Annotated in this window: 21 protein-coding genes; 19 read left to right on the top strand and 2 right to left on the bottom strand. The window is 62.7% G+C overall.

Annotated elements, in window-relative coordinates:
• Positions 1 to 99 precede the first annotated feature (99 nt).
• The 19 genes from H2510_RS11065 (at position 100) to H2510_RS11155 (ending at position 22,373) form a co-directional block, all read left to right on the top strand.
• On the top strand, positions 100 to 1,701 hold the full coding sequence (locus tag H2510_RS11065; protein ID WP_186628359.1) for a UDP-N-acetylmuramoyl-L-alanyl-D-glutamate--2,6-diaminopimelate ligase: 1,602 nt from the start codon (positions 100 to 102) through the stop codon (positions 1,699 to 1,701).
• Positions 1,698 to 3,227, top strand: coding sequence for a UDP-N-acetylmuramoyl-tripeptide--D-alanyl-D-alanine ligase (gene murF / locus H2510_RS11070; protein WP_186628360.1), 1,530 nt, complete (start codon positions 1,698 to 1,700; stop codon positions 3,225 to 3,227). Before H2510_RS11065 ends, murF begins: the two co-directional genes overlap by 4 nt.
• The gene (mraY, locus tag H2510_RS11075; protein ID WP_088945618.1) at positions 3,224 to 4,303 is read left to right on the top strand and encodes a phospho-N-acetylmuramoyl-pentapeptide-transferase; all 1,080 of its coding nucleotides are present in this window, start codon (positions 3,224 to 3,226) and stop codon (positions 4,301 to 4,303) included. Before murF ends, mraY begins: the two co-directional genes overlap by 4 nt.
• A 6-nt stretch (positions 4,304 to 4,309) precedes the next feature.
• Positions 4,310 to 5,797, top strand: coding sequence for a UDP-N-acetylmuramoyl-L-alanine--D-glutamate ligase (murD, locus tag H2510_RS11080; RefSeq protein ID WP_186628361.1), 1,488 nt, complete (start codon positions 4,310 to 4,312; stop codon positions 5,795 to 5,797).
• 74 nt (positions 5,798 to 5,871) lie between these two features.
• Positions 5,872 to 7,296, top strand: a complete 1,425-nt coding sequence (gene ftsW / locus H2510_RS11085; RefSeq protein WP_186628362.1) for a putative lipid II flippase FtsW — start codon at positions 5,872 to 5,874, stop codon at positions 7,294 to 7,296.
• Entirely contained in the window at positions 7,284 to 8,462 is a 1,179-nt protein-coding gene (gene murG, locus H2510_RS11090) for an undecaprenyldiphospho-muramoylpentapeptide beta-N-acetylglucosaminyltransferase (RefSeq protein ID WP_397517352.1), read from the top strand. The genes ftsW and murG overlap by 13 nt, the downstream gene beginning before the upstream one ends.
• Before the next feature lie 17 nt (positions 8,463 to 8,479).
• Positions 8,480 to 9,964 carry a UDP-N-acetylmuramate--L-alanine ligase gene (gene murC / locus H2510_RS11095; RefSeq protein ID WP_186628363.1) on the top strand — a complete coding sequence of 495 codons (1,485 nt, stop codon included), beginning with the start codon at positions 8,480 to 8,482 and terminating at the stop codon, positions 9,962 to 9,964.
• A 77-nt stretch (positions 9,965 to 10,041) separates the two neighbouring features.
• Positions 10,042 to 10,833: an FtsQ-type POTRA domain-containing protein gene (locus H2510_RS11100; RefSeq protein WP_315901329.1), complete on the top strand. Its 792-nt coding sequence runs from the start codon at positions 10,042 to 10,044 to the stop codon at positions 10,831 to 10,833.
• A gap of 194 nt (positions 10,834 to 11,027) precedes the next feature.
• The gene (gene ftsZ, locus H2510_RS11105) at positions 11,028 to 12,260 is read left to right on the top strand and encodes a cell division protein FtsZ (protein WP_186628364.1); all 1,233 of its coding nucleotides are present in this window, start codon (positions 11,028 to 11,030) and stop codon (positions 12,258 to 12,260) included.
• A gap of 46 nt (positions 12,261 to 12,306) precedes the next feature.
• Positions 12,307 to 13,026: a peptidoglycan editing factor PgeF gene (pgeF, locus tag H2510_RS11110; protein WP_186628503.1), complete on the top strand. Its 720-nt coding sequence runs from the start codon at positions 12,307 to 12,309 to the stop codon at positions 13,024 to 13,026.
• An 8-nt stretch (positions 13,027 to 13,034) separates the two neighbouring features.
• Positions 13,035 to 13,772 (top strand): YggS family pyridoxal phosphate-dependent enzyme, encoded by a 738-nt coding sequence (locus H2510_RS11115; RefSeq protein WP_186628365.1) that lies wholly within the window; start codon positions 13,035 to 13,037, stop codon positions 13,770 to 13,772.
• A 114-nt stretch (positions 13,773 to 13,886) separates the two neighbouring features.
• The gene (locus H2510_RS11120) at positions 13,887 to 14,558 is read left to right on the top strand and encodes a cell division protein SepF (RefSeq protein ID WP_186628366.1); all 672 of its coding nucleotides are present in this window, start codon (positions 13,887 to 13,889) and stop codon (positions 14,556 to 14,558) included.
• A 101-nt stretch (positions 14,559 to 14,659) separates the two neighbouring features.
• The gene (locus tag H2510_RS11125; RefSeq protein ID WP_084346610.1) at positions 14,660 to 14,947 is read left to right on the top strand and encodes a YggT family protein; all 288 of its coding nucleotides are present in this window, start codon (positions 14,660 to 14,662) and stop codon (positions 14,945 to 14,947) included.
• Positions 14,948 to 15,107: 160 nt separating this feature from the next.
• Positions 15,108 to 15,989, top strand: a complete 882-nt coding sequence (locus H2510_RS11130) for a DivIVA domain-containing protein (RefSeq protein ID WP_186628367.1) — start codon at positions 15,108 to 15,110, stop codon at positions 15,987 to 15,989.
• Between the two features lie 84 nt (positions 15,990 to 16,073).
• Positions 16,074 to 16,268 carry a hypothetical protein gene (locus tag H2510_RS11135; RefSeq protein ID WP_186628368.1) on the top strand — a complete coding sequence of 65 codons (195 nt, stop codon included), beginning with the start codon at positions 16,074 to 16,076 and terminating at the stop codon, positions 16,266 to 16,268.
• 277 nt (positions 16,269 to 16,545) lie between these two features.
• A complete protein-coding gene (gene ileS, locus H2510_RS11140; RefSeq protein ID WP_186628369.1) occupies positions 16,546 to 19,680 on the top strand; it encodes an isoleucine--tRNA ligase in 3,135 nt (1,044 codons plus the stop codon).
• Positions 19,677 to 20,324 carry a peptide deformylase gene (locus H2510_RS11145; RefSeq protein ID WP_186628370.1) on the top strand — a complete coding sequence of 216 codons (648 nt, stop codon included), beginning with the start codon at positions 19,677 to 19,679 and terminating at the stop codon, positions 20,322 to 20,324. Before ileS ends, H2510_RS11145 begins: the two co-directional genes overlap by 4 nt.
• A 58-nt stretch (positions 20,325 to 20,382) precedes the next feature.
• Positions 20,383 to 21,720 (top strand): DNA polymerase IV, encoded by a 1,338-nt coding sequence (locus tag H2510_RS11150; protein WP_186628371.1) that lies wholly within the window; start codon positions 20,383 to 20,385, stop codon positions 21,718 to 21,720.
• Positions 21,721 to 21,863: 143 nt separating this feature from the next.
• The gene (locus H2510_RS11155; protein WP_186628372.1) at positions 21,864 to 22,373 is read left to right on the top strand and encodes a hypothetical protein; all 510 of its coding nucleotides are present in this window, start codon (positions 21,864 to 21,866) and stop codon (positions 22,371 to 22,373) included.
• Between the two features lie 108 nt (positions 22,374 to 22,481).
• On the opposite strand, the gene H2510_RS11160 is transcribed toward H2510_RS11155, so the two are convergent.
• Together H2510_RS11160 and H2510_RS11165 are read right to left on the bottom strand one after the other, a co-directional pair.
• Positions 22,482 to 23,231 (bottom strand): hypothetical protein, encoded by a 750-nt coding sequence (locus H2510_RS11160; protein ID WP_261392858.1) that lies wholly within the window; start codon positions 23,229 to 23,231, stop codon positions 22,482 to 22,484.
• Positions 23,228 to 24,082 (bottom strand): hypothetical protein, encoded by an 855-nt coding sequence (locus H2510_RS11165; protein WP_261392891.1) that lies wholly within the window; start codon positions 24,080 to 24,082, stop codon positions 23,228 to 23,230. Before H2510_RS11165 ends, H2510_RS11160 begins: the two co-directional genes overlap by 4 nt.
• Between the last annotated feature and the right edge of the window lie 61 nt (positions 24,083 to 24,143).

Here is a 24,143-nt window from a genome sequence, read left to right on the forward strand (position 1 = left end):
CGGCCTCTTCCGCACATTCGGGGGTTTTGGATATCCGTGTCGACGACCGCGCCCCCGGCGGACCCGAGACATCCTCGCAGCCGGGCAGAAAGGAGCACAGTGACTGTGCCAGAAGTGCCGCAGCCTGCTCCGACGGCGTTTCGCCCGTCGAAGCCGCCCCACACGTCGGTCGAGGACCTTGCCGACGCGTCGAACGCGGTGGTCGTAGACGATGAGGTGACGCAGCGAATTGCTGTCACCGGCATCGACCTGCGCGCACAGGGCATCGAGCGCGGCGACCTTTTCGCAGCGCTCCCTGGATCGTCCGTACATGGTGCGACGTTCGTCGAGGATGCGCTGGAACGGGGTGCGGTCGCGATCCTCACCGATTCCGAGGGCATGGACATCGTCCGTGGTAAGTATCCGCAGTTGCCGGTGCCGGTTTTGCTGCACGAGAGCCCGAGGATGATTCTCGGCACCGTCTCGGCACTCGTCTACGGCAATCCTTCCGAGAACATGACCGTCATCGGCATTACCGGCACGTCCGGAAAGACGACGACGGCGTATCTCCTCGAGGCTGCGTTGGTCGCGGCAGGCAGGGTGACGGGGTTGATCGGGACCATCGAGACGAAGATCGCTGGTTCCCGAGTCCCGAGTGCCCTCACCACTCCTGAAGCGCCTCAATTGCACGCGTTGTTCGCGGTGATGCTCGAGCGCGGCATCGATACGGTGGTCATGGAGGTGTCCAGTCATGCCTTGGCGCTCGGCCGCGTCGACGGCACGGTGTTCTCGGTCGGCGCCTTCACCAACTTGTCGCAAGATCATCTGGATTTCCATGATTCCCTCGAGGACTACTTCCAGGCGAAGAGTCGACTGTTCACTGCCGAGTCGCGCGTCCGAAGCCGCTCGGCCGTCGTGTGTATCGACGACGATTGGGGAAAGCGGATGGCCGACATAGCTCGTGCGGCCGGGACGAGTGTCTTGACCGCCTCGGTCGCTGCGCACTCCGATTGGACGATCGCAGACTGGTCGAAGGAAGCCAACGGCACACAGACTTTTTCGATCGTCGAGCCAGGTGGTGCGAGCTACCCCGCCGAGATTCGACTACCCGGCCGATACAACGTCGCCAATGCGGTACTGGCCGCTGCAGCATGTTCGGCGGCAGGGGTGGATGTCCGCCGCGCGATCCGCGGTATGTCCGAGGTCGACGTCCCCGGCAGGGTGCAACGCATCGTTCGTGGCCAGGACTTTCTGGCCGTGGTCGACTACGCACACAAGCCTGCCGCAGTGGAAGCCGTTATCGAGACATTACGAGAACAGACCTCGGGGCGGATTGCTGTCGTCCTCGGTGCAGGCGGAGACCGAGACAAGGCGAAGCGCCCGTTGATGGGTGCCGCCGGAGCACGCGGGGCGGACCTGCTGGTGATCACCGACGACAATCCACGCTCGGAGGATCCGTCGGCGATCCGGGACGCGATGTACGAGGGGGCGTTGGCCGTCGACCCGCAGGCGCGCGGTGAGGTCCGAAATGTGGCCGGCCGAGAATCCGCCATCATCGAGGCTGTGAAGTGGGCCAGTGCGGGCGATGTCGTTCTGGTCGCGGGCAAGGGCCACGAAACCGGACAGGATATCGCGGGTGTGAAGTATCCATTCGATGATCGGGTGGTTCTTGCGGCCGCCATCGACAGCAGGATCGACTCAGAAGCAGGAGATCCATCGTGAAAGCGTTGACACTCGCCGAGATCGCAAACATCGTCGGCGGAACCCTGCACGACGTGCCGGACCCGTCACGGATCGTCGACGGGTCGGTCGAGTTCGATTCCCGCAAGGTAAATCCGGGAGGTCTGTTCCTGGCGTTGCCGGGAGCGAAGGTCGACGGACACGACCATGCAGCGGCAGCAGTGGCCGCTGGTGCCGTGGCCGTCCTGGCGGCCCGTCCCGTCGGGGTGCCCGCAATCGTCGTCGAACCGGCTCCGCACGACAGTCGAGCCATGGCTCTCGAGCACGATCGCGATGGATCAGGCGCCGCGGTTCTCGGCGCGTTGGCTGCATTGGCTCGTGCCTCTGTTGTCGACCTGGCGAATACGACCTCGCTGACGGTCGTCGGCGTGACCGGATCCTCGGGAAAGACGTCGACGAAGGATCTACTGGCCTCGGTACTGGCTCCGCTGGGTTCTGTTGTTGCGCCGCCCGGGTCGTTCAACAACGAACTGGGCCATCCCTGGACGGCCCTTCGGGCCGACGAAACCACGAAGTTCTTGGTTCTCGAGTTGTCGGCGCGAGGTGTGGGGCACGTGGCCGCTTTGGCTTCGATCGCGCCTCCGCGAATCGGCGTCGTTTTGAACGTCGGAACGGCCCATCTCGGCGAGTTCGGATCGAGAGAGAAGATTGCACTTGCCAAAGGTGAATTGATCGAAGCGCTTCCGAATGCCGCGAACGGCGGTGTTGCGATTCTCAACGCGGACGATCCGCTGGTGTTGTCGATGAGGTCACGGACGTCGGCTCGAGTGGTCACAGTCGGGCATTCTGTGGAAGCCGATGTTCGAGCAACGGACGTCGAACTCGACGCCGACGCGCGCGCGAGCTTCACTCTTGTCACCTCTACCGGGAGCATCGGCATCGCTCTCGCAGTCCACGGTGAACATCAGGTAGGCAACGCACTGGCCGCGGCCGCTGTGGCCCTCGAATGCGGCGCGAGCCTCGAGATGATCGCGACCGCGCTTGCCGGTTCCAGTGCCACCTCGGTTCGTCGGATGGATGTTCGTACCCGTCCCGACGGGGTGACCGTCGTCAACGATTCGTACAATGCCAATCCCGATTCGATGCGGGCTGCGCTCAAAGCACTGGTTTCGATGTCGCGCTCGGGTAGCGGGCCGCGTCGACGGACGTGGGCCGTATTGGGTGAAATGGGCGAACTGGGTCCAGAATCAGTCATCGAGCACGACGCGATCGGAAGGCTGGCCGTGCGACTCGATGTGAGTCGTCTGGTGATCGTCGACTCCGGTCGTCCGACACGAGCGCTCCACCAGGGCGCGGTGATGGAGGGGTCGTGGGGTGAGGAGTCGATGCTCGTGTCCGGCGATGCGGAGGCAATCGCGGTTTTACGACGCGAGGTGCTGCCCGGTGACATCGTCCTGGTGAAGGCTTCGCAGTCGGTCGCGTTGTGGTCGGTGGCCGAGGCGTTGCTGAAAGCGCCGAACGAGGCAGATGGAGAGAACGAGACGATGACACCGGAGGAATCGCAGTGAGACAGATCCTCTTCGCCGGAGGTATTGCACTCGCTGTGGCGATCCTGCTCACGCCTGTGCTGATCAAGGCGTTCTCGAAGCAAGGATTCGGGCAGGAGATTCGGGTCGAAGGGCCTGCAAGTCACCAGTCCAAGCGCGGGACTCCGACCATGGGCGGTGTTGCGATCCTCGCCGGGTTGTGGGCCGGGTACTGGGGTTCGCATCTCATCGGCATCGGTTACGAAGCGGACGGGCCGTCGGCTTCGGCTCTTCTAGTTCTGGGTTTGACCACGGTGCTGGGCCTGGTGGGTTTCCTCGACGACTTCATCAAGATTCGTAAGCAGAGAAATCTTGGTCTGAACAAGACTGCCAAGCTGGTGGGTCAACTTTTCGCCGCTGTAATCTTCGGCGTGCTTGCCCTGCAGTTCCGTGGGCCGAACGGGCTTACCCCCGGAAGTACCCAGCTGTCCTATGTGCGCGACATCGCCACCGTCAGCATGGGTTCGATCGTGTTCATCGTGTGGTGTTACTTCTTGGTGACGGCCTGGTCCAATGCAGTCAATCTCACCGATGGTCTCGACGGTCTGGCGGCGGGCTCGATGACATTGGTACTCGGCGCTTACACGGTCATCACGTTCTGGCAATACCGCATGGCGTGTTCCACGAACCCAGGGCCAGGCTGCTACGACGTTCGCGATCCGCTCGACCTCGCCCTCATCTGTGCGGCCGCGGCGGGTGCATGTATCGGATTCCTATGGTGGAATGCAGCGCCCGCAAAGATATTCATGGGGGACACCGGCTCATTGGCACTGGGTGGTCTGCTTGCCGGATTGTCGATCGTGACAAGGACCGAGCTGATCATGGTGGTCATCGCTGCACTGTTCGTTGCCGAGGCAGCATCGGTCGTGATCCAGGTTGCGGTGTTCCGCTCCAGTCGACGACGAGTATTCCGAATGGCCCCGTTCCATCATCACTTCGAGCTCGCCGGGTGGGCGGAAACCACGGTAATTATCAGATTCTGGCTTCTGGCCGCCATCGCGTCGGCCGTGGGGCTTGCACTGTTCTACAGCGAATATCTCGCTGCAATCGGAGGGTAGATACACGTGTCCGAGACTGCTGACGCGACCGGATACGACGAAGATTTGACCTGGCTTCGGGGACGGACCGTCCTTGTCGCAGGCGCTCGTGTGTCCGGCTTGGCGACGGTGCAGCCGCTGCTCGAATTGGGAGCGGACGTTCTGGTCACCGACTCGGATCCGGGAGCGCTGGACAACGCCCGCGCACTCGGGGCAGGTGTCGTGTTGCAGGACGAGTTACTCGCTGACACCGATCGAATCGGTGCAATCGCACTGGTGGTGACGAGCCCTGGATTACGAGCTGATTCGCCGGTGCTGGCGGAGGCCGCGAACCACGGTGTTCCCATCTGGGGCGACGTCGAGTTGTCGTGGCGGATCGATCGTGCCGGAATCTACGGCCCGCCGACGAGATGGCTGGTCGTCACCGGTACAAACGGCAAAACCACGACAACCTCGATGTTGGCCTCGATATTGAAGTCCGCAGGGATCGACAGCGTCGCGTGCGGGAACATCGGTCTGCCGATACTCGACGCCCTTCGACTCTCGCCGCATCCGCGGGTATTGGCCGTCGAACTGTCGTCTTTCCAGTTGTTCTGGGCTCCGTCGGTGCGCCCCGCTGCGGGTGCTGTGCTCAATATCGCGGAGGACCATCTCGATTGGCACGGTGGTATGGATGGATACATCGAGTCGAAGGCCCGGGCGCTGAACGGTGATATCGCTGTGGTCGGTCTCGACGATGCCCGCGCCGCCGCGCTCTCGGCGACGTCGACGGCGGACCGCGTGATCGGATTCCGATTGTCCGAGCCTGCGGCCGGTGAGTTCGGCATCATCGGTGATTTTCTGGTGGATAACGCGTTCGCCGACAGGGAGCAGATCGTGCCGGTGTCGGCGGTGGTGCCCGCCGGTCCCGCCGGGTGGATGAACGCGCTTGCAGCCTCTGCTCTGGCTCGCGCGATAGGCGTCGGTGCGGACCATGTGGCCGACGGTATCCGTACTTATCAGGTCGGGCCGCATCGCGGCGCCGTGGTTCGCACGACGAACGAAGTGACGTTCGTGGACGACTCGAAGGCCACGAACCCGCATGCTGCGCGGTCTTCGCTCCTCGCATATCCCCGCGTCGTATGGATCGCCGGGGGACTGTTGAAGGGCGCTGCCATCGACGAACTCGTCGTCGAAATTGCTCCGCGTCTCGTCGCCGCACTTGTCATCGGTCGCGATGGGACGCAGATCGCAGAGGCGGTGGCGCGACACGCACCGGATGTTCCCGTTGTGCGGTATCCGGCGGGAGACGATGCTGATGTGACTCATGTTGCTGAAGATGCTGACGTAGTGATGCGGGCGGTCGTCCAAGAGGCAGCACGTCGAGCGCATCCCGGCGATACCGTGTTGCTCGCCCCGGCTGCGGCGTCTCTCGACATGTTCGTCGACTATGGGCATCGCGGTCGCAGCTTCGCCGAGGCCGTAGTCGATCTCGACGCCGCGGATATCGGCAACGCCATCGGGCCGGTGTCGTGAGTACCGCTTCCGGTCGATCTCGACCCGGCGCTGGTCCTTCCACCAGCGGACCACGGACCAGAATCGGCTTGTGGATGCGCCGACCCCTTGCGTCGTTCCATCTGATCGTCACCATTGCGGCACTACTCACCATCCTCGGGCTGGTCATGGTGCTGTCCTCTTCGGCCGCCGAGGCCTATGCGACGGACGGCTCCGCCTACTCACTCTTCACGCAGCAGTTGATCGGTGTCGCCCTCGGTGTCGTAGCGTTCTACATCGCGCTGCGCATGTCGGTTCGGATGCTTCGAAAGCTGTCGTTCCCGCTGTTCTGCATCTCGGTGGTCATGCTGATGCTCGTCTTGATTCCGGGTGTGGGGTCCGAAGGCGCAGATGGTGCACGTCGATGGTTCAACATCGCTGGGATCTCGTTCCAGCCCTCCGAACTCGCCAAAGTCACGCTCGTCTTGTGGGGCGCACATCTTCTGGCCTCGCGGCGTAGCGAGCACGCCAGCTTGAAGTCACTCCTTATCCCGTTGGTACCTGCATCGTTGCTGATGTGCGCGCTGGTAGTGCTGCAGCCGAACTTGAGTACGGCCATCGCCATCGGCATCATCCTCGTCTCGCTTCTATGGTTCGCCGGGCTCAATGCTCGCTTGTTCGGAATTCTGGTCGTCGGCGGAATCGGCGCCGCAACCGTACTGGCATTCACTGCGGGCTATCGCTCGAACCGGATCAAAGGTTGGCTCAACCCGGGGGACGATCCGCAGGGTCTGGGATATCAGTCCAAGCAAGCGAGATACTCCCTGGCCGACGGCGGACCCTTCGGCGTCGGACTCGGTCAGAGCCGCGCCAAGTGGAGCTACCTTCCCAACGCGCACAACGACTTCATCTTCGCGATCATCGGCGAGGAACTCGGCTTCATCGGGTGCCTGGCAGTGTTGGGTCTTTTCGCCCTGTTCGTGTACACCGGCCTCCGCATTGCCATGCGATCCGTCGACCCGTTCCTTCGTCTGCTGGCCGCCGGTTCGACGACCTGGATCTTCGCCCAGGCGATGATCAATATCTGCTACGTGGTCGGGCTGCTTCCGGTGACGGGTCTGCAGTTACCGCTGGTGTCCTACGGTGGATCATCGACCGCGATCACGCTCCTCATGTTCGGTATCATCGCCAACGCCGCGAGACACGAACCCGAAGCGATCGCGGCATTGCACGCCGGCAGGGACAGCAGGCTCGATCGGATACTTCGGCTCCCGATGCCCGCGTCGTTCTCACCTCTGCGTGCAGCCGCCGCTCGATCCAAATCAACCAGGCCTGCCCTCGACCAGGAGGCCCGCCGCAGGCTTGCGGCACGTGCAGAGAGCGGTCGTTCGGCCGCGCGTGAACACGCACAGGTGGGCGGCGCACCTAATCGAGCACGTCGTCAAGCCCCAGGTGAGCAACGGTCCGATCCTCGCCGGCGAGTGCCGAGGCAACCCGGCGCGCGACGCAACCACCCCGATGGGCAAGGATATCGACGGTGAATGCACGAACTCGACCGCCGGTCACCAGAGCACTGTCCGTCGTCGTAGCGGGCGGAGGAACTGCAGGACACATCGAGCCTGCCCTCGCTGTCGCCGACGCACTACGCGCTCTCGATCCCGAAATCCGGATTACCGCGCTCGGAACCGAACGCGGTCTCGAGACCACTCTCGTGCCGGCACGCGGGTATCCGCTCGCACTGATTCCTCCCGTTCCGCTGCCGCGCAAACCGACACTCGACTTGCTGCGATTGCCGGCAAAACTGGTTCGATCGGTGCGGAGGACCAAGAAAGTGTTCGCCGAGACCGAAGCGGACGTGCTCGTGGGATTCGGCGGATACGTCGCTCTCCCCGCGTACATCGCGGCGCGGTGCGCTCGTGACAGTCGACGCATACCGATCGTTCTGCACGAAGCCAACGCCAGTGCAGGGATTGCCAACAAGGTCGGCGCCCGTCTGGCTACTCGGGTGCTGGCGGCCGTGCCGGGCTCCGGCGTATCCGCTCGCGGTGCGCAGGATGCGGAGGTAGTTGGAATACCCGTCCGACCTACGATCACCGGGCTGGACAGAGCTTCTCGTCGTGGAGAAGCGCGAGCATATTTCGGGTTGCCCGCGGACGGCCCCGTGTTGCTGGTGTTCGGCGGATCGCAAGGTGCACGCTCGCTGAACGACGCAGTGTCCGGCGCCGCTGCCGAACTCGCCGCCGCGGGGGTCTCGGTCCTGCATGCGCACGGCCCGAAGAACACCATCGACGTAGAGCCGATCGAAGGCACAAAGACTGCGTACATTGCTGTTCCGTACCTCACCCGCATGGAGCTGGCCTATGCGGCCGCAGATCTGGCGATGTGCCGCTCCGGTGCCATGACCGTCGCCGAGGTGTCGGCGACGGGGCTGCCCGCTGTGTATGTACCGTTGCCGCACGGCAACGGTGAGCAAGAATTGAACGCTCGGCCCGTCGTCGATGCGGGGGGCGGGATACTGGTGCAGGACGCGCAGATCGACGCGGCGTACGTCGGTAGCACGATCGTCGAATTGATCACCGATACCGAGCGCATCGCTGCTATGTCCATCGCAGCGGGGAGCGCGGGTCACCGCGACGCTGCAGCTACGGTTGCGGAGATCGTGGTAGACGTCGCCTCGGCTCGACCAAACGAAGCGTCACTGTCGTGACGGGTGAAAGGATGGACATGTCCGAGCTTCCAGCCGAGCTCGCGAGAGTGCACATGGTCGGCATCGGCGGTGCCGGTATGTCGGGCATTGCACGTATTCTGCTGGCTCGTGGTGGCCAGGTCTCCGGGTCGGATGCCAAGGAGAGTCGCGGTGTTCTTGCGCTTCGGGCACGTGGTGCCCAAGTCCGAGTCGGGCACGACAGTTCCGCTTTGGACATGCTGCCGGGTGGACCCACCGTCGTCGTCACGACGCTCGCCGCGATTCCGAAAGACAATCCCGAACTCGTCGCTGCCGAGGAACGTGGTATTCCGATCGTGCTGCGGCCTGCCGTGTTGTCCTCGTTGATGGACGGGTATCGCGCCCTGCTGGTGTCCGGGACCCATGGAAAGACCTCTACGACGTCGATGCTCGTGGTTGCGTTGCAGCACTGCGGATTCGACCCCTCCTTCGCCGTCGGTGGTGAGCTCAACGAGTCCGGCACCAATGCGCACCACGGCAGTGGCGACGTATTCGTAGCGGAAGCCGATGAGAGCGACGGATCCCTGCTGCAGTACAGCCCGAACGTCGTGATCGTCACCAATATCGAGGCCGATCATCTCGACTACTTCGGCACGACCGAGGCCTACGTGCAGGTCTTCGACGATTTCGCGGCCTTGCTCGAGCCAGGTGGTGTGTTGGTCGCCTGCATGGACGACCCGGGGTCCGCCGCACTCGCTCAGCGAATCCACGCACGCGCACTGCCAGGGGTTCGGGTGCTCGGTTATGGATCGGCGAACGTCGATACGGGCGAGGTCGAGATGGCGGTCCGACTTCTGAGTTGGGAACCCGAGGACGTCGGGGGTGTGGCCCAATTGTTGGTCGAGGGTGAGCTGAAACCGCGGACGTTGCGCCTGGGGGTTCCCGGACGTCACACAGCGCTCAATGCTCTTGCCGCGTTCAGCGCAGGGTGTCAGGTAGGGGCCGGGGTCGACGAACTACTGGCCGGTCTCGCCGGTTTCGGTGGCGTTCATCGCCGGTTCCAGCTCCGTGGGCGCGAACACGGTGTTCGCGTCTTCGACGACTATGCGCACCACCCGACGGAGGTTCGTGCGGTGCTGACTGCGGCACAGCAACTCGTCGCTGGAGTCGCAGGCCCAGACGAGCGTGGACGGGTGATCGTGGTCTTCCAACCGCACCTGTATTCGCGGACCGAAACTTTCGCTTCCGAGTTCGGTACGGCGTTGAGCCTTGCCGACGAGGTGGTCGTACTCGATGTGTACGGCGCACGCGAAGAACCGCTCCCCGGGGTTACGGGTGCTCTGGTGGCAGCGGCGGTGACCGTTCCGGTCAACTATCAGCCGGATCTATCTTTGGTGGCCAAGCAGGTTGCCGCGCTGACCGCCCCCGGAGACGTGGTCATCACCATGGGCGCCGGCGATGTCACGATGTTGGCCGGACCCATTCTCGATGCGTTGCGGTCGAAGACCGACTTCAGGATCGGGCAAGGTCGGGCATCGGAGTGACCGGTCGGCCCGAGCGGGGGAGTCGACGCCGTACCGCCAAGCCTGATCGCACGTCCAAGGCAAGACCGAAATCCGCGGTGACACCGAAGAATGGCGAATCCACCGGAAGGTCGACGGCCGGTGTGAATTCGGCGGCCGCATCGCACGAGGCGAAGGATCGCGAGCGCAGGCGTGAGGCTCGAGAAGCGGAACGTCTGCGTGTCTCGCAGTCGCGTCGCAAGCTCGGACTGATCGCGGCGGTGGTGGTGGCTGTGATCGTGGCGGGATTTGCCCTGGTGTACCTCACCCCTGTGTTGTCGGTCCGCAAGGTCGAGGTCACCGGAAACGTGACTGTGTCCGAGGAAGAAATTGTCGCCGACCTCGACATCTTGCTGGGGGAGAAGCTCGTTCGGGTCGATGTTGGATCAGCTGCACAGCGTGTCGCGGCTATCCCGGCAGTGGCGTCGGTACGTGTTCAACGGATGTATCCGTCCACCGTGCGGGTGACGGTGACGGAGCGAGTGCCCGTGGCGTTCGTGGACGAGCCGGACGGAACTCACTTGCTCGACAAGGACGGCGTCGACTTTGCGGTCGGTCCGCCCCTGCCGGGAGTCGTGCGCTTGGTGACCGATACACCCGGTCCAGGGGATGCAGCTACGACAAGCGGACTGGCCGTACTGGATTCGATGCCTGACGCTCTTCGTGGTCAAGTCGGCGAGGTTCGCGCGACGTCAATATCGGAGGTGTCTCTTTTGTTGCTCGACGGGAGGACGCTCGTGTGGGGAAGTAGCGACAATTCGGAGCGCAAATCTGCTGTGGCGCTTACCTTGTTGTCTCAGCCTGGACAGGTTCTGGATGTATCGAGCCCAGATCTACCCACCATCAAGTAGCTGTTCGAGCGACCGACAGGTACGGTCTGAAGCAAAATCTTTTCGCGGTGCCCGGCGCGCCTAATGGCAGAAGCTTGCACCGATCAATAGCGTTCATCAAGTCGAGTACTTGACATAACTCTAAGCCTATGGTTCAGGTTGAGACTCTTCCCGTACCTGACAGTCCAGACAACAACCACGGAAGGCGAGAGCCCATGACGCCCCCGCACAACTACCTCGCCGTAATCAAGGTCGTCGGCATCGGCGGCGGCGGCGTTAACGCGGTCAACCGCATGATCGAACAGGGACTCAAGGGAGTCGAGTTCATCGCGGTCAACACCGATGCTCAAGCACTTCTCATGAGCGACGCCGACGTCAAACTCGATGTAGGTCGCGAGCTGACTCGCGGACTCGGTGCCGGAGCGGACCCCGAAGTGGGTCGCCGCGCGGCAGACGATCACAAAGACGAGATCGAGGAGGTCCTCAAGGGGGCCGACATGGTTTTCGTCACCGCAGGTGAAGGCGGTGGCACCGGTACCGGTGGCGCGCCCGTCGTCGCCAATATCGCCCGCAAACTCGGTGCTCTGACTGTCGGAGTCGTCACACGACCGTTCTCGTTCGAGGGCAAGCGTCGCGGCGGCCAGGCCGACACCGGAATTCAGCAGCTTCGCGAATCCTGCGACACGTTGATAGTGATCCCCAACGATCGGCTACTGCAGTTGGGAGATGCGGCCGTCAGTTTGATGGATGCATTCCGAAGTGCGGACGAGGTACTGCTCAACGGCGTCCAGGGAATCACCGATCTCATCACGACTCCAGGGTTGATCAACGTCGACTTCGCAGATGTGAAGGGTGTCATGTCCGGCGCCGGTAGTGCCCTGATGGGAATCGGATCCTCACGCGGTGAGGGTCGGGCCATCAAGGCGGCGGAATCTGCCATCAATTCACCGTTGCTCGAAGCGTCGATGGAAGGCGCCCGAGGCGTACTGCTGTCGATCGCCGGCGGGTCCGACCTGGGTCTGTTCGAAATCAACGAGGCTGCGTCGCTGGTGCAGGAAGCCGCTCACATCGACGCCAACATCATCTTCGGCACGGTCATCGACGACTCGCTCGGTGACGAGGTGCGGGTCACCGTGATCGCCGCCGGTTTCGACGGTGGCACCCCCACCCGTCGACCCGTGGAAGCTGCGCCCGGAAATGCGCGCGGATCCGTCGGTTCGGCCCGATCCGGCGAAGTGTCCTCGTCGAGGCCATCGGATTCGACCAGTTCGGCGGGAGTTTTTCGTGATTCCGCAGGTGCTCCGAGTGGAAGTAGTCTTCCGCCGCTGCCGAATTCGGAGTCACGCAACGCGCCGTCGAACGGTGTGCCCGGGACTGGGCGACGTGTACCGGTGACCGAAGAAGAGGGCGAAGACGAGGTCGACGTACCGTCGTTCATGCGTCGCTGATCCGAACATCCAGAGAGGGATTGCACCTACCGAGAGGAATGTCGCGCTGAACGGCAAAGTCCGCAGGGTTACCACCACCAGAGCGGGTGGTGTGTCGGCGCCGCCGTTCGACACTTTCAATCTCGGCGACCATGTGGGTGACGCTCCGGTGGCGGTCGCGGCAAACCGCGAACGACTGGGACGGGAACTGGGCCTGGGCGTCGACCGCTTGGTGTGGATGGAGCAGGTGCATGGTCGCACCGTCACGGTGGTGGACGGTCCGGTCTCCGAGCCCGTACCGGTCACCGACGCAATCGTGACGACCGTTCGCAATCTCGGCCTGGTGGTACTGACTGCAGATTGTGTTCCGCTTCTGCTGTCCGACGACGAGGCAGGAGTGATCGCTGCAGTCCATGCAGGGCGGGTGGGTGCCCGAATCGGCATCGTGCCCAAGGTGCTGGAGGCGATGGTGTCGCTAGGTGCGGACCTCGGACGTGTCGGTGCTTTTCTGGGTCCGGCAGCAAGTGGCCGCCAGTACGAAGTGCCTGCGCATATGCGGGCCGACGTCGAGCGGCATTTACCCGGTAGTGCAACCACGACGGTTCGTAAGACGCCGGGCCTCGATATCCGAGCGGGCATTCGTAGGCAACTCGAGGCTTCCGGTGTATCGGCGGTGGTGGTAGATCCTCGGTGCACCATCGAGGACAGAACCCTGTTCAGCCATCGGCGGGAAGCACCGACCGGCAGGTTTGCCAGCGTGATCTGGATGGACACCGAGCCTGCTTGACTGTTGCCATGACTATCGCAAGTGATAGAGCCGTAGAGATAGAGAACGCACTGCTGTCGGTGCGAGATCGGCTGCGTGCGGCGTGTATCTCCGCCGGCCGCGCCGAAGAGGACGTGACCCTGCTTCCGGTCACCAAGTTCTTCCCCTCGAGTGACGTCGAAATTCTCTATCGACTGGGTTGCCGTGAGTTCGGTGAGTCGCGGGAGCAGGAAGCAACGGTCAAGGCGCACGAGACGGCCGAGCACTTTGCCGACTCTCCCGCGAAATGGCACATGATCGGGCATTTGCAGAGGAACAAGGCGAAGTCGGTTGCGAAGTGGGCCTATTCGATCCATTCGGTGGACAGCGCGCGGTTGGTTCAGGCGCTTCAGAACGCAGTGCAGCGAGCGCTGGGCGAGGGCGAGCGGACAACCCCTCTGCGGGTGCTGATTCAAGTGAGTCTCGATGGCGATGTTCATCGGGCCGGCATCGAACGCGAACAACTGGACGAACTGGTTCACCTCGTCGCATCGGCAGAGGATCTCTCACTTGCGGGATTGATGGCGGTCCCGCCGATCGAAGCCGACCCCGATAGTTCGTTCGCCGATCTTGCCGAACTGCACCGGCGTGTTCTGGTCGATCATCCAGAGGCGGTCGAACTGTCTGCGGGCATGACCGGCGACCTGGAAGCGGCTGTGCGACACGGATCGACGTGCGTGCGTGTCGGTACCGCAATACTCGGTTCGCGGCCGATAACCTCGCTGTAGAGACCAGGGTTCACATCAGTCACAACTGACCCAATGTGAACCTGGAGACGACACGCTGAACACCCGCCCGGGAGTGAAGCCCGAATGGCCAGTTTTGAAGGAAGGCAAGGATCGATGAGCACCCTGCACAAGTTCAAGGCGTACTTCGGAATGGTTCCACTCGCGGACTATGAAGACGACTACCTCGACGAACCCGATACTCATCGTGTTTCGCGGGGCCGCGACCCGTACGCCGAACTCGACGAGCGCGGCGACCGTGAATTCGGCGGCCCCAGCTTTACTTCTCGACGGCCCGCGCATGCCAATCTGGACGACGCCGAAGACTACGACGACTTCGAGGCGCCTCGGTCGGCTCCCACTCTGGCACCGATCGGGGGCAGGAGTTCGCGCGGTACATCCGGCGGCGGTGCTCGGCCGGCGGCGACGCGCGGAAACCTCGCCGTCGATACCAGGATGGATGTCCGGGCAGAAACTCGTCGAAGCCCAATCGTCGACGACGGAGGCCCCTTGTCCAAGATCACCACGTTGCAGCCACGCGACTACAGCGAGGCGCGCACCATCGGTGAGCGCTTTCGTGACGGCACTCCCGTCATCATGGATCTCGTCGAGATGAGCAATGCCGACGCGAAGCGTTTGGTGGACTTCGCCGCGGGACTGGCGTTTGCACTGCGCGGCTCCTTCGACAAGGTCGCGACGAAGGTGTTTCTCCTCTCGCCCGCTGATGTCGACGTATCGCCTCAGGAGCGTCGCCGGATCGCCGAAACCGGCTTCTACAGTCAGCAATGACTCAGACGAGTTGTGCGATAAGTCCGCGGCTCGATCGGGCGTCGGGGGTCTCTGACCTGGTCGCTTTGATCGAGCCGCTTTTTTCGGGCACAGTATGAGACGTGGCCTTGTTTGCGGTTCTCTATTTCGTACTTTTCATGTTCTGGCTGCTTCTCATCGGCCGCATCATCGTCGAATTCATCAGAACGTTCGCCCGCGACTGGCGTCCCACTGGAATTGTGGTGATACTGCTCGAAGCGATTTTCACGGTGACCGACCCGCCGGTCAAGCTGCTTCGCAGACTGATACCGCCGGTGAATCTCGGCGGAGTTCGACTCGACTTGTCGATCATGGTGTTGCTCTTCGGGGTGTTCATCCTGATGACTGTCGTGAGAGGGCTGGGATCGTAGGGTTCGATACTTTGGTACAAGACTTCGGGGACGCGGGCGACCAGCGCGACCGATGTGACAGAATGGACGCCAGTTACAGTTTGATTGTTCCGGACCGTATGGAATGGGATATAACTGAATGCTTGCTCTACCGCCTCAAGACGCGTGAAGGGATCCTTCCATGCCGCTGACTCCAGCTGATGTGCACAATGTCGCGTTCAGTAAGCCGCCGATCGGAAAGCGCGGCTACAACGAAGACGAGGTAGATGCATTCCTCGATCTCGTCGAGCAAGAGCTGTCGCGACTGATCGAAGAAAATGCTGATCTGCGCCAGCGAGTGGGCGAGCTCGATCAGGAGCTGTCCGACTCCAAGAGTTCGGCGCGACAGTCAGGCTCGGGCCAGTCCGGTTCCGGCCAATCTGCACCCGTTCCGCAGAAGGCGCCAGAGCCTCAGCGACCTCCGGAGCCGCAACGCCCGGTCGAGCCTCCCAAGCCTGCACCTGTGGTGGCCCCAGCTCCGGCCCCCGTTGCCGCGTCGCAAAGCGCCGATTCCAACATGCAGGCGGCCAAGATCCTGGGTCTCGCTCAGGAAATGGCAGATCGTCTGACGAGCGATGCGAAAACCGAGTCGGAGCAGTTGCTCGGCAACGCGCGGACCAACGCCGAGCGCCTCGTCACCGATGCGCGTACGCGTTCGGAGGCAATGGTCACGGATGCTCGTCAAAAATCCGAGTCGCTATTGTCGGATGCACAGACAAGGTCGGAGACGCAGCTCAGGCAGGCGAAGGAGAAGGCCGACGCACTTCAGGCCGATGCCGAACGCAAGCACACCGAGATAATGGCGACGATCAACGAACAGCGATCTGTTCTTGAAGGTCGTATCGAGCAGCTCAAGACGTTCGAGCGCGAGTACCGGGTCCGTCTCAAGTCGTACCTGGAATCGCAGCTCGAAGAGCTGGAGAATCGCTCCTCGGCCCTGCCTGTGGACAATGGCAAGGACGGCTTCAACCAAGAGGGACAGTCCTCCGGGTACAGCCAGTCGTACGCCAAGGGCAACAACTAAAGGTTGTTCGCTTCACGCATGGCGCGCGACCGCTCGCTCCGGACCTGACGATCGCTTGCCGGGGCATCTGGAACGAGGTGTGTTGTGCTTGTACTGACGCTGTGTGCGGCGGCAGTGGGGTTTGCCTTGCTGGTCATCGCTTTGATGACCGGCTCGGTGATCTGGGCTTGGGGCTGTATCGCAGTATGTGTAGTTGGTGCGGTTCTGTTGCTGGTGGGCGCGTTGGCCGGTAGGAAGTCTCCTCCCGATCATCTTTCTCCGCCCAAGCATCAGTCCTGAGCACCAGCCAGTCTGGAAGTTCGATCGAAAGAAGTCAGGCGTCGATCCGGCAATCACCGGGGAGTCTTCGGAAGAACGGCGAGCCTGCAACGGGCCTGCTCAGTAGAACCGAACGGGTGGGCCCGTTACAGCCCGTGTGAGTGGCATCGGATCGTCCTGTGAGGGCGAATCCGATGCAAACGGGGTGGTACCGCGGTACCGACGTAAAGAGACGTCGGACATCGTCCCCGTGCCGACTACGTTCCGCTCACACGAGCGGATGGCACGAGGAGTCATCATGACCGACGATCACACATCGACACGCGATTCCTACCCGCTTGTCGACATCTACGGCACGAAAGCCGGCAGCGTATCGTTCCCCGATCTCGAGAAAAAGGTCCTCGACGCGTGGGCCGCGGATGGAACCTTCCGCGCCAGTGTGGACAACCGTGAAGGCGCCGAAGAATTCGTCTTCTACGACGGCCCTCCGTTCGCCAACGGACTGCCGCACTACGGCCATCTTCTGACCGGATATGTCAAGGATCTCGTACCGCGCTTCCAGACGATGCGGGGCATGAAGGTCGAGCGACGGTTCGGCTGGGACTGCCATGGGTTGCCGGCCGAACTCGAAGCCGAGAAGCAACTCGGGATCAAGGACAAGTCCGAGATCGACGAGATGGGGTTGGCGAAGTTCAACGCTTACTGCAAGCAGTCGGTCCTGCAGTACACCGACGAATGGCGCGACTACGTGACCCGTCAAGCACGTTGGGTCGACTTCGACAACGACTACAAGACCCTCGACCTCGACTTCATGGAGTCGGTCATGTGGGCATTCAAGACGCTCCACGACAAGGGGCTCATCTACCAGGGCTTCCGAGTTCTTCCGTACTCCTGGTACGAGCAGACACCGCTGTCGAACCAGGAGACCCGTCTCGACGACGCATACAAGATGCGTCAGGATCCTGCCGTCACCGTGCGAATGGCGCTCTCTGCGCCTGGGTCGCCCCTCGACGGCGCCGATGCTTTGATCTGGACGACGACTCCGTGGACCATCCCGTCGAATCTCGCGATGGCGGTGCGTCCGGACATCGACTATGTACAGGTCGAGGACGGTGAAGGCGGACGCGTCGTACTCGCACGTGATCGAGTGGCTCATTACGCCCGGGAGCTGGGGGAGAACCCGACGGTGTTGTCCGAGCACACCGGTGCCGATCTCGTCGGGCTGAAGTACACGCCTCCGTTCGACTTCTTCATCGGACATCCCAACTCGCATCGCGTACTGTCCGCCGACTACGTGACTACCGATTCCGGTACCGGAATCGTGCACTTGGCGCCCGCATTCGGTGAAGAGGACATGGACGTAGCGACTGCCAACGGTATCGAGGTGGTGCAACCGCTCGATCCGGGTGGAAAGTTCACCTCGATGGTGCCGCCGTACGAGGGCCTGATGGTGTTCGATGCGAACCCCGTCATCATCAAGGATCTGAAGGCATCGGGACGGTTGCTGCGTCACGAGACGATCGAGCACTCCTACCCGCATAGCTGGCGGAGTGGTCAGCCGCTCATCTACATGGCGGTTCCGTCGTGGTTCGTGGCGGTGACCAAGTTCCGCGATCGCATGGTCGAGCTGAACCAGGAGATCACGTGGGTCCCCGAACACATCAAGGACGGGCAGTTCGGTAAGTGGCTCGCGGGCGCGCGGGACTGGAACATCAGCCGAAACCGCTACTGGGGTAGTCCTATTCCGGTGTGGACCTCTGACGATCCGGCGTATCCGAGGCTCGACGTCTATGGCAGTCTCGATGATCTCGAGCGTGATTTCGGTGTGCGACCGACCGATCTCCATCGTCCCTACATCGACGATCTGACGCGGCCGAATCCCGACGACCCGACCGGCAACTCGACCATGCGTCGTGTTCCGGAGGTGTTGGACTGCTGGTTCGAGTCCGGTTCGATGCCATATGCCCAGGTGCACTTTCCGTTCGAGAACGAGGAGTGGTTCGCCACTCACAACCCCGGTGATTTCATCGTCGAGTACAACGGTCAGACACGCGGATGGTTTTACACGCTGCATGTGTTGGCGACGGCTCTGTTCGATAGGCCGGCGTTCAAAACTGTTGCAGCACATGGGATCGTCCTCGGTGACGACGGCTTGAAGATGAGCAAGTCGAAGGGGAACTATCCGGATGTGAAGGAAGTGTTCGACAGGGACGGTTCCGATGCCATGCGTTGGTTCCTGATGTCTTCGCCCATCCTTCGAGGCGGAAATCTCGTCGTGACCGAGCAGGGCATCCGCGAGGGTGTTCGTCAGGCCTTACTGCCGATCTGGAACGCGTGGAGCTTTTTGCAGTTGTACGCGGAGAAGCCGGGCGTGTGGCGTACCGATTCGCCGCATGTTCTCGATCGGTACGTGCTTGCGAAGCTGGCTGCGACTCGCGATGCGATCACCGATGCGTTGGAGGGAAACGACATCGCAGGTGCGTGCGACGAACTCCGCGTGTTCTGTGATGCTTTGACCAATTGGTATGTGCGACGCTCGCGTTCGAGGTTCTGGAGTGAGAACGTCGATGCGATCGACACGCTCCACACGGTATTGGAAGTTCTGACGCGGATCGCGGCTCCGCTTCTGCCGTTGATCAGTGAAGTCGTGTGGCGTGGTCTTACCGGCGGGCGCTCGGTGCACCTGATGGACTGGCCTGACGCGGGTGAGCTGCCTTCCGATCCCGAACTCGTCGAGTCCATGGATGAGGTTCGAACCATCTGCTCCACTGTTCTCGGCCTACGTAAAGCGCAGAATCTTCGAGTGCGTTTGCCGCTGCCCGAGGTCACCGTCGCTGCCGAGAACGCGGAGCGGTTGCGTCCATACGCCGACATCATCGCGGACGAGGTCAATGTCAAGAAGGTGGATCTGACCGACGATGTCGCTGTGCACGGCAAGTTCGAACTTGTCGTCAACGCTCGGGCGGCAGGCCCCCGCATCGGCAAGGACGTTCAGAAGGTCATCAAGGCCGTCAAAGCTGGGGAATGGTCCGAGGACGCGAACGGTGTGGTCAGCGCTGCTGGGATCGAGCTGCTGCCCTCCGAGTACACCCGCAAATTGGTTGCTGCCGAACCGGATTCGACGGCTGCGTTGCCCGGAAACGCAGGACTGGTCGTGCTCGATTCGAATGTCACAGCTGAACTCGAAGCCGAGGGTTGGGCGAAGGATCGCATCCGTGAATTCCAGGATGCACGCCGTAACCTCGGGCTGGAGGTGTCGGATCGAATCGATATCGTCGTCGAGGTACCGGCTGATCGACGCGACTGGCTCGACACCCACCGGGAACTCATCAAGGGTGAGGTCCTTGCGCTTACCTTGGTAAATGGGGATCCGGGCCCGGACGCGATCGAGTTGGGCGAAGGCGTGCGCGCGTTGGTGAGCCGGGCGCGATGACGGCAGCCGCATCGATGGAAGACGCTGTCCGCGAGATTCTCTCCTCGGCTCGCGGTGGCGTCGTCCCGATCATGGTCGTCGGTGAACCGGTGCTTCGGGCTTCGGCCGCGCCGTTGATCGATCAACTCGAGGTCCGAACACTCGAGCGGCTCGTAGAGGTCATGCGGGCGACGATGCACGATGCGCCGGGCGTCGGATTGGCTGCTCCGCAGATCGGTATTCCGCTGCGGATAGCGGTGATCGAGGACATGTACGAGGTGGACGCGGAGATGGCGGAGGCGCGCGAGCGCACCCCGCTGCCGTTTCGGGTTGTCGTCAATCCCACATACACCGCTATCGGAGATGCTCGACGCTCGTTCTTCGAAGGGTGTCTGTCGGTGCCCGGGTATCAGGCAGTCGTTTCGCGTCCTGCGGCCGTTCGGCTCGAATGTGTCGATTCGAACGGCAATGAGATCGACGAGATCGTCCGCGGGTGGCCGGCACGGATCGTGGCGCATGAAACCGATCACCTCGACGGCACGGTCTATATCGACAAGGCTGTCACCAGATCCCTGGCAGCGAACGAGGTCTACGGCGAACTGTGGCGCGATCCGTCACCACAGCGGGCGGCAGCATCGTTGGGCTTCGAGCTCAGCCAAGAGTGAGAGACCAGCCGGGGGAGACAACGGTGGAGTGTCGTGATCCGCGCGAGGTTCATCGGTCATGACGAATTCTCGCAGCGCGCGGTGGGTTCTGCATCTCGACATGGATGCGTTCTTCGCATCCGTCGAGCAGCTGACCCGTCCCACGTTGCGGGGTAGGCCGGTCCTGGTGGGTGGGGCCGGTGGACGCGGGGTCGTTGCCGGATGCAGCTATGAAGCGCGAGTTTTCGGCGCTCGCTCGGCGATGCCCATGCATCAGGCGCGACGTCTCGTCGGGGGAGGTGCCGTCGTGTTGCCGCCTCGTGGTTCCTTGTATCAGGCGCTCAGTCGCCGAGTGTTCGACGCTCTACGTACTCCGATGCCGATCTTGGAACAGTTGTCGATGGACGAGGCGTTCGGGGAGCCGTCCGAGCTTGCGGGTGCGACGTCGGCAGAGGTACTCGACTTCTGCGAGTCACTGAGGACTCTGGTGCGGGCGGAAACCGGCTTGGTGGCGTCGATCGGCGCGGGTACCGGAAAGCAGATTGCGAAAATTGCATCCGGGCTGGCCAAGCCGGATGGTGTCAAGGTCGTCACTCCGCACGAGCAGACGGAGTTGATGGCGGCATTGCCCGTGCGCAAGCTGTGGGGGATAGGTCCGGTGGCGGAGGAGAAGCTTCGCAGGCTCGGGATCGACACGATCGGCACCTTCGTCTCCACTTCGGAATCGGAGGTTGCCTCGATTCTCGGGGCGACGGTCGGACCGAGCCTGCACAGACTTGCGCGGGGAATCGACGATCGCGCGGTGGCCGAGCGAGCCGAAGCGAAGCAGGTCAGCGCCGAAACTACGTTCGCACATGATCTGGTAACGCTGGCCCAACTGCGCGCTGCGGTGGAATCGAGTGGCGACGCCGCCCACCGCAGGTTGTGCAAGGACGGCCGAGGCGCTCGAACTGTCGTCCTGAAATTACGTAAAGCAGACATGAGTATCCTCACGCGCTCGGTGACCCTTCCGTACGCAACCGTCGACAAGCAGACGATCGTTGCCGCGGCCCAGCGACTGGTGCTCGACCCGGTGGAACTGGGCCCGATTCGCTTGGTAGGAGTGGGTTTGGCCGGGTTGTCGACCGTGCAGCAGGGGTCGCTCTTTCCTGAACTGGACTACCACTCGGACGATGTTCTCCACGATGCGACGACCACACCGGACCCAGCGCCTATCGCAACGGAACCGAACCCGAGGTGGCACCCCGGGATGGATGTAAGGCATCCTGAGTACGGACACGGATGGATACAGGGGGCAGGCCATTCCGTGGTGACGGTTCGTTTCGAGACCCGATCTTCCGGACCGGGTAGGGCTCGTACTTTTGCGGAGGGCGACGAAATGCTCCTCGCGGCGGATCCGCTCGACAGTCTCCAGTGATGCAAGTTCCTACCGGTCGGTACCCGAATCTGGCCGTGCGAGATTTCGGATGGCATAGTGGGGCACCCGAGACGAACTATGACAAGTTGACCCCGCAGTGATCGACAGTGATCGCTGGCGATCAGAGTGAAAAGGACAAGCACTTGAAGCTTCGTAACACCCGCAAGGCCATGGTTGCAGGCATCGCGATTGCCGCAGCGTTCACGATGACCGCGTGCGGATCGGACGATGAAGGCAAAACCGCAACAACCACCACTGCTTCGGCATCTTCCGCTTCAGCCGCACCCGACGCGAGCGGCGACTACCCGCCGGTTCCGACACCGGAGGAACTCAACGCGGAACTGCTTCGCGGGCTCGACCCAGCGGTGCCGGTGGAGGAGAAGGCTCAGCTCATCCAGGGCGCCGAGGCAGATCCCGACCTCATCAACCAGGTCGCGGCCGCAGCCGTACAGAACGGTGCAGCGATTCAGCTCACCAGCGTCGACGACTTGGGTGACGGCACGCTCAACGCAGGCGCAACGCTGACCATCAACGGTCAGGCCAACCCCGGCAACTTCACCTTCGTCGCCGAAGACGGAAAGTGGAAGCTGTCGAAGGAGAACGCGTGTGGCCTCGTGCAGCTCGCGCAGCTGACTTCGCCCGCGTGCGCTTGATCTCGTAGCACTCGATCGGATAGATGCCGGTGTCGTCCCACACGGGGCGGCACCGGCATTTGCGTGTCCGGGATGAGGTGCTCGAGAAGGTAGCGCGCACGCGTCGTCTCATACGCCTCGGTCGGCGCCTCTGATGCGATCTACCGCCGTAGTGGCCAACTCGGTCACGACTGCGGGATCGAACGCATCCTGGCCGGTCCCGACAAGTTGCACGATCGTCGAATCGACGACGGCAACGACGACGTCCGAGACCAGTGTGTAACCGCCACTGTCGATGGTCAGACGAACCGAGACCGAAGCGTCGCCGATTGTGTTCTGCTCGCGACCTTCGAGTCGATAGTCCACGCGCACGCCGTCAGCGTCGGTGCCGGAGTACTCGGTGCACTCCGCGAAAGTGTTTTGAAGTGCAGTGAAGGCCTCTGCTGCCCCGCGGCCGGGGTAGCTCGCCGCGTCCTCGTCGAGCGAGGAGAAGTTCGGACCCGAGTAACGCACGTCGGCCACCGCAGATGCACCGGGCAGTTGTTGCTCGATCGGTGCGAGGACGTCGCCGCAGGCTTTCGGATCGGTGCCCGACCGGTCCGGTGCGTCGTACTCGGGAGCCGGATCCATGCCGAGATCACGGACCGGGTCGGGAATCGGCGCAAACCCTTCGGGGAGTAGATCCATGGTGAGCATCGCGGACTGTAGCGCCGCAGAATCGCTGATCGGCGATCCCAACAAGGGATCGGGTGCGGCGACAAGCGGGCCGAGTCCGACCTTCGGTGCGTCATCGGGCGCGGTCTCGGACCCACCGCACGCGGCGGCCGACAACGCCGTCGCGACGGCCAGTGCAGTGAGCAGCAGTGGCCGCGAGCTCATGGCGTGGTCCATCGAACGGTGTCGCTGATGTCCTGACGCAGCACGGTCGATCCTTCGGGGTCGCTGTACTGCTGTTTGCCACCGACGGTGACCTCGCCCGACAACGGAAGTGGTTTGCCGGCGTCGACCTCGAGGGTTCCCGTTCCCGTCATGGTGTAGGAATCGATGGCCAGCGAACCGGCGTTGTCGGGCAGCTCCAGCGTGGTCGACTCGGGCGTCTGGTCTATCCGCAGGTCGATGGTCAGGCGGTCGCCGTCCCGCGATCTCAGCGTTGCGGTCGTCACCTGGTTGAGCGTCACTCCGCTGATGACCTGTTGTTCCACGGTCCACACCGCGCCGACGCCGATCTCGGCGTCCGGATACGAGACCGACCGGTACACGGCCTGGTTCAGCGCCTGCTCGATGGCCGCACGTGCTGAATCCTGTGACTCGTCCGACGGAGTGATCGTCAGTGCAGTGACCGCCCCGGCATCGGTCATGGTCAAGCCGGCAGCCGAACCTTCCGCCGGCGCCAACGCGTCGGTGAGTCGTTGGTCTGCTGATGTCGCCTTGCCGACGCGAAGGTTCACCGTGTCGGAGGAGCCCATGTCCGTCGCGGTCAACGGCAGGGTGAGCTCGGGGGTGGAGAAGTCCTGCACTGCCTGATCGTCGATCTGCTGAGTCACTGCCGAACGGGTGGAGAGCTGAACCGTCTGATCGCCGCTTCGCACAGAGGTCACGGTCGATCGTGGTTCCACACCCGGGTCCAACAGGGTTGTCGTCACCGGGGTGACGGGCAGCGATACGCCGGAGGTAGGGGACGAGCTCATTGCCGCCGACGTGTCCTCCCCGGAGGAGGTGCATGCCGTCATGAGAGCGGCGATAGCGGCGACGGCGGCAAGACCGCGTAGACGTCGTGCGGAGGTTTCGGAA

This window comes from Rhodococcus sp. BP22 (assembly GCF_014281965.1).
Classification (GTDB): Bacteria; Actinomycetota; Actinomycetes; order Mycobacteriales; family Mycobacteriaceae; genus Rhodococcoides.